6 protein-coding genes are annotated in these 3841 nt (G+C 36.6%); all 6 read right to left on the reverse strand.

What is annotated here, in order from left to right:
- Nucleotides 1-103 precede the first annotated feature (103 nt).
- Nucleotides 104-232, reverse strand: a complete 129-nt coding sequence (locus HC728_RS20305) for a hypothetical protein (RefSeq protein WP_255507874.1) — start codon at nt 230-232, stop codon at nt 104-106.
- Nucleotides 233-240: 8 nt separating this feature from the next.
- The gene (locus tag HC728_RS19275) at nt 241-771 is read right to left on the reverse strand and encodes a GNAT family N-acetyltransferase (RefSeq protein WP_190395942.1); all 531 of its coding nucleotides are present in this window, start codon (nt 769-771) and stop codon (nt 241-243) included.
- Nucleotides 768-1037 carry a DUF1778 domain-containing protein gene (locus HC728_RS19280; protein WP_061014470.1) on the reverse strand — a complete coding sequence of 90 codons (270 nt, stop codon included), beginning with the start codon at nt 1035-1037 and terminating at the stop codon, nt 768-770. Before HC728_RS19280 ends, HC728_RS19275 begins: the two co-directional genes overlap by 4 nt.
- Nucleotides 1038-1849: 812 nt before the next feature.
- The gene (locus HC728_RS19285; protein WP_190395943.1) at nt 1850-2464 is read right to left on the reverse strand and encodes a hypothetical protein; all 615 of its coding nucleotides are present in this window, start codon (nt 2462-2464) and stop codon (nt 1850-1852) included.
- Between the two features lie 138 nt (nt 2465-2602).
- Entirely contained in the window at nt 2603-3079 is a 477-nt protein-coding gene (locus HC728_RS19290; protein WP_190395944.1) for an HAD family hydrolase, read from the reverse strand.
- A 143-nt stretch (nt 3080-3222) separates the two neighbouring features.
- Nucleotides 3223-3687, reverse strand: coding sequence for an ASCH domain-containing protein (locus HC728_RS19295; protein WP_190395945.1), 465 nt, complete (start codon nt 3685-3687; stop codon nt 3223-3225).
- Nucleotides 3688-3841: the final 154 nt, after the last annotated feature.

The following is a 3841-nucleotide window of genomic DNA, read 5'->3' on the forward strand; positions in this document are numbered from 1 at the left end:
TTAAAACTTCCACGATATCTCCATTAATTTAACCTTTACATCCTTATCTTGGCCTAGTTTAAAATAACCAAAAATCCGCTGTAATTACCATTTCAATTTAAGCTTATAACGCCTGCATAACACGTTTGCTACCATGCAGATTGAGCTCAAATTTACCACTTAATACGGTAAACTCAAAGAAACCTAGAATGCCGAGTGTAGCAAATCGTGTTGATGCATTTGTTATATTCACTCTTACGTCTAAGTGAATAACTGACCGACTGTTTTCATCGGAATGAACATTCTTACACGACCATTGATTTCACAAAGAACCTCGAAACCATATTTTGCGTAGAATGACTCTGCTTGTTCAGTTAAACAATCAACAACAATGGCATAAGCTCTCATGTGAGAGTTAATTTCCCAAAGGTATTCGAGAGCTTTGATTAAGCTAACTTTACCTAGCCCACTTCCATGAAATTCTTTATGAACTGCAAGTTGAGCTAAAAGGAAAACAGGAACTGGATAGCGCGGTAATTTTTTAGCCATCGATTGTGGCAACGTATCACGACTAATCGAACTTGGCGCAATACTATAAAATGAACAAATTGGATATTTCTGATTTGGTAATGGCACTAAAGCAGGCAAAACCATTGTGCGGCTGATACCTGCTTGCATATGTTTAGCAGCTTGAGTTTGGATAAAATCATTTAACTCTTTTTCCCCACAGTCAAATGATGCTCTATCGTGCTGTGATTTATCCAACTCTTTGAAAGTTTTGGAATAACTCACTTAAACTCACCACTTTTAGTAAATGCAGCCGCTTCAAGTAATGCGTTATTCGGAGCCTTAGCCTCGTCACAAGCAATCATGAATTGATCAAATACATTTGCTTCAACAGTGATGCTTTCATGCTCAGAAATTACCTGAGTTGAATCTTCGTCCATTAGACGAACAACGTATTCAGTTAAGCTTTTTAAACCAAGTAAAGCTGAAGCTTTCTCAGCCTTAGCTTTGATTTCTTCATCCAAACGGATATCAAGTCTTGCAGTAGCCATAAAACCTCCAATCGTACGGAGTAATTCCGTAATTAACTTGAGTATAAGATTTAAACAATCAAAGTGCAACTTGTACGGAGCTAATACGGATTTAATTTTTAAGCTTTGTGAATATAACGCCTGCATAACACGTTTGCTACTATACAGACTTACCTGAATTTTAACGCCTTAATCACTGAAACTAAAGGCAAACCGACAACGCCGAATGTAGCAAATCGTGTTGATGCATTTGTTACACGATCTTTGTCAACGCTTCGCTTTAATTGGTAAAGAACTGATTTACCAATAATATTTAAAAACCAATTCTAAATTACAAAAGCTAAATTAGCGAACAAAAGAAACGTTCAACTACAAAAACTGCGAAACGAAGCAATCCTTTTTCTAGCACCATTTGTACGATTTGGCTTCAGCCAGTTTGGAGCTGATAAACCAAATATCCTCGCCACAATTGGGATTGAAAATACTGAGAGCAAAGCACTGATGCAGAATAAAATGAGGCAAAACCATGAAAAATTGAAGCGTGAATTAGCTTCAGAAATCCATGAACTTAGGGAAATAAGGGCTAACTTGCCGAACCTGATGAAATGAAATCTAAAAGGCAGCAAAGAAAAAGGAAAACCACCCTACTTTTACATCTAAAAATCAAATGGTTCCATCGCTGAACTGAGCCAAAAAACAGCGATCTTAGAGTTCGTGTAACGCCTGCATAACACGTTTGCTACTATGCAGGTCAAGCCTAAATTTACCACTTAATACGGTAAATTCAAAGAAAGCTATAATGCCGAATGTAGCAAATCGTGTTGATGCGATTGTTAAGCGGTTTTCAAATATTCCCTAATATCTGACCAATCTAATGACAATTTTTTCATTGTTAACGTTTCTTTAAACAATACATCTGCTGATTTATTGCTATTTTTAAATCTATCTTTTTCTTCTTTAAATGCTATGGCAAGCTGATATATAACACCTAAAATCGAAATAATAGCATAAAGGTCCTCAGATTGAATATCCTTATGATTATAAGGCCCCTTAGCGTCTATTGATTCAAGATCTTTAGTCATCCTATCAACAAGATATAATATAGTTCTGATCGCGTCCCTTTGATCTTTTGTTAAATAGACATAGCATTTTTCAAGAGTATTATTTAATACAATTAAAACTGGTGGACGTGGTAAAGAGTACGAATTAAATAAAGCATCATTACCCGTTTTCTTATACATTATCGCTCTTGCATAAACGTCATATACAGTATCGATATTTTCATAACACTCATTCGCAAGATCGTTTAATTCTACATATAGTGCATTCTTTACATTTTCCACATCACGATTTTGTTTTATTGATTCTACTTTATTGGTAGAACATACGGTTGCTACAACACCAACTAAGGATGCACACAAACCAGCCAAAAATGACTCTAATTCCATTTTATATCCTCATTACCGCTTAACGCTTGCATAACACGTTTGCTACGATACAGACTTAGCTGAATTTTACTGCCTTAATCACTGAAACGAAAGGCAAACTGACAACGCCGAGTGTAGCAAATCGTGTTGATGCATTTGTTATATGCCTAACTCATGAAGCTGAGAGATCGTTCTAAAATTGGAGTAACTCTCTTTTCCCAATCCTCGCGGGTTAAACCAAACTGCATTTAAACCAGCCTCTTGCGCTGAGATAATGTCTTTTTCAAGTGAGTCACCAACCATTGTAAGTTGACTTGGTTCAACACCTAATTTATTCGCTATTCTTTGATAAAATTCAGAACTGCCTTTTGATAAACCAAGATTTGATTTACAGAAATAACCAGAAATGAATTGAGACAACCCGACTCGTTCAAATGCCAATTCAATATCCTGAACACTGGAATCATCAGCACCAGTTGCCACATAAAGCAAATGTCCTTTCTGGGATAACGAAGCTAACATTTCAGAAGCACCATCTACGGCTTGAACTGTTTCCCAGTCACACATTTTTCCTGGAGTATTTGGAAAGTCGACCATTAAAGTGTCACCCCAATCGAACAGATAAGCTTTTCTCATAATGCCTCCTTGCATATAACGCCTGCATAACACGTTTGCTACTATACAGACTTAGCTGAATTTTAACGCCTTAATCACTGAAACTAAAGACAAACTGACAACGCCGAGTGTAGCAAATCGTGTTGATGCATTTGTTATATTGCCTATTGATAAACGACATGAAATCGTTCCAATACAAGAACCATATCCTCACTAGGCTTAATATTTAACTCTGAACATTCAGCAGCAAAGAAACGCCAATGAGCTTCACGCCACCATTTTAATGAACGGTCGCCCTCGCCTTCTGCATGAGCAAATTCAGCCGTCACTTCGTTATATTTACACGTTTCAATTGAATCAATTTCAATGATACAAATTGGTTTCCCATTCCAATCAACGATCACTTGTAAATGACCAACAGTTGGCATTGGTTCTTCACCAGATTCATACCAAACATTTAAGCTACAAGTTGCTGTCTTTTGACCGATTCGGATTAATTCTGCACATAAATTGGCATTATGCTCATCAGCACAGAAATAGTCTGAACTGAATGATTGATACTTTTCACGCTCAATTTCAGAAAGTGAGCTTAGATACTTATTCAAGTAGATTTGAGACTGTTCTTCCATGAAATCCTCTTAACTATTTTCGCAATATAACGCCTGCATAACACGTTTGCTACCATGCAGATTAAGTCCAAATTTACCACTTAACACGGTAAACCTAAAGAAACCTAGAATGCCGAATGTAGCAAATCGTGTTGATGCATTTGTTATAAGCGTA

This window comes from Aliivibrio sp. S10_S31 (assembly GCF_014694495.1).
GTDB classification, from domain to species: Bacteria; Pseudomonadota; Gammaproteobacteria; order Enterobacterales; family Vibrionaceae; genus Aliivibrio; species Aliivibrio fischeri.

What these genes read in the sequence shown, in the direction of transcription:
- HC728_RS19280 (WP_061014470.1), bottom strand. Translation starts at nt 1,037, where the DNA reads ATGGCTACTGCAAGACTTGATATCCGTTTGGATGAAGAAATCAAAGCT.
- HC728_RS19285 (WP_190395943.1), bottom strand. Translation starts at nt 2,464, where the DNA reads ATGGAATTAGAGTCATTTTTGGCTGGTTTGTGTGCATCCTTAGTTGGT.
- HC728_RS19290 (WP_190395944.1), bottom strand. Translation starts at nt 3,079, where the DNA reads ATGAGAAAAGCTTATCTGTTCGATTGGGGTGACACTTTAATGGTCGAC.
- HC728_RS19295 (WP_190395945.1), bottom strand. Translation starts at nt 3,687, where the DNA reads ATGGAAGAACAGTCTCAAATCTACTTGAATAAGTATCTAAGCTCACTT.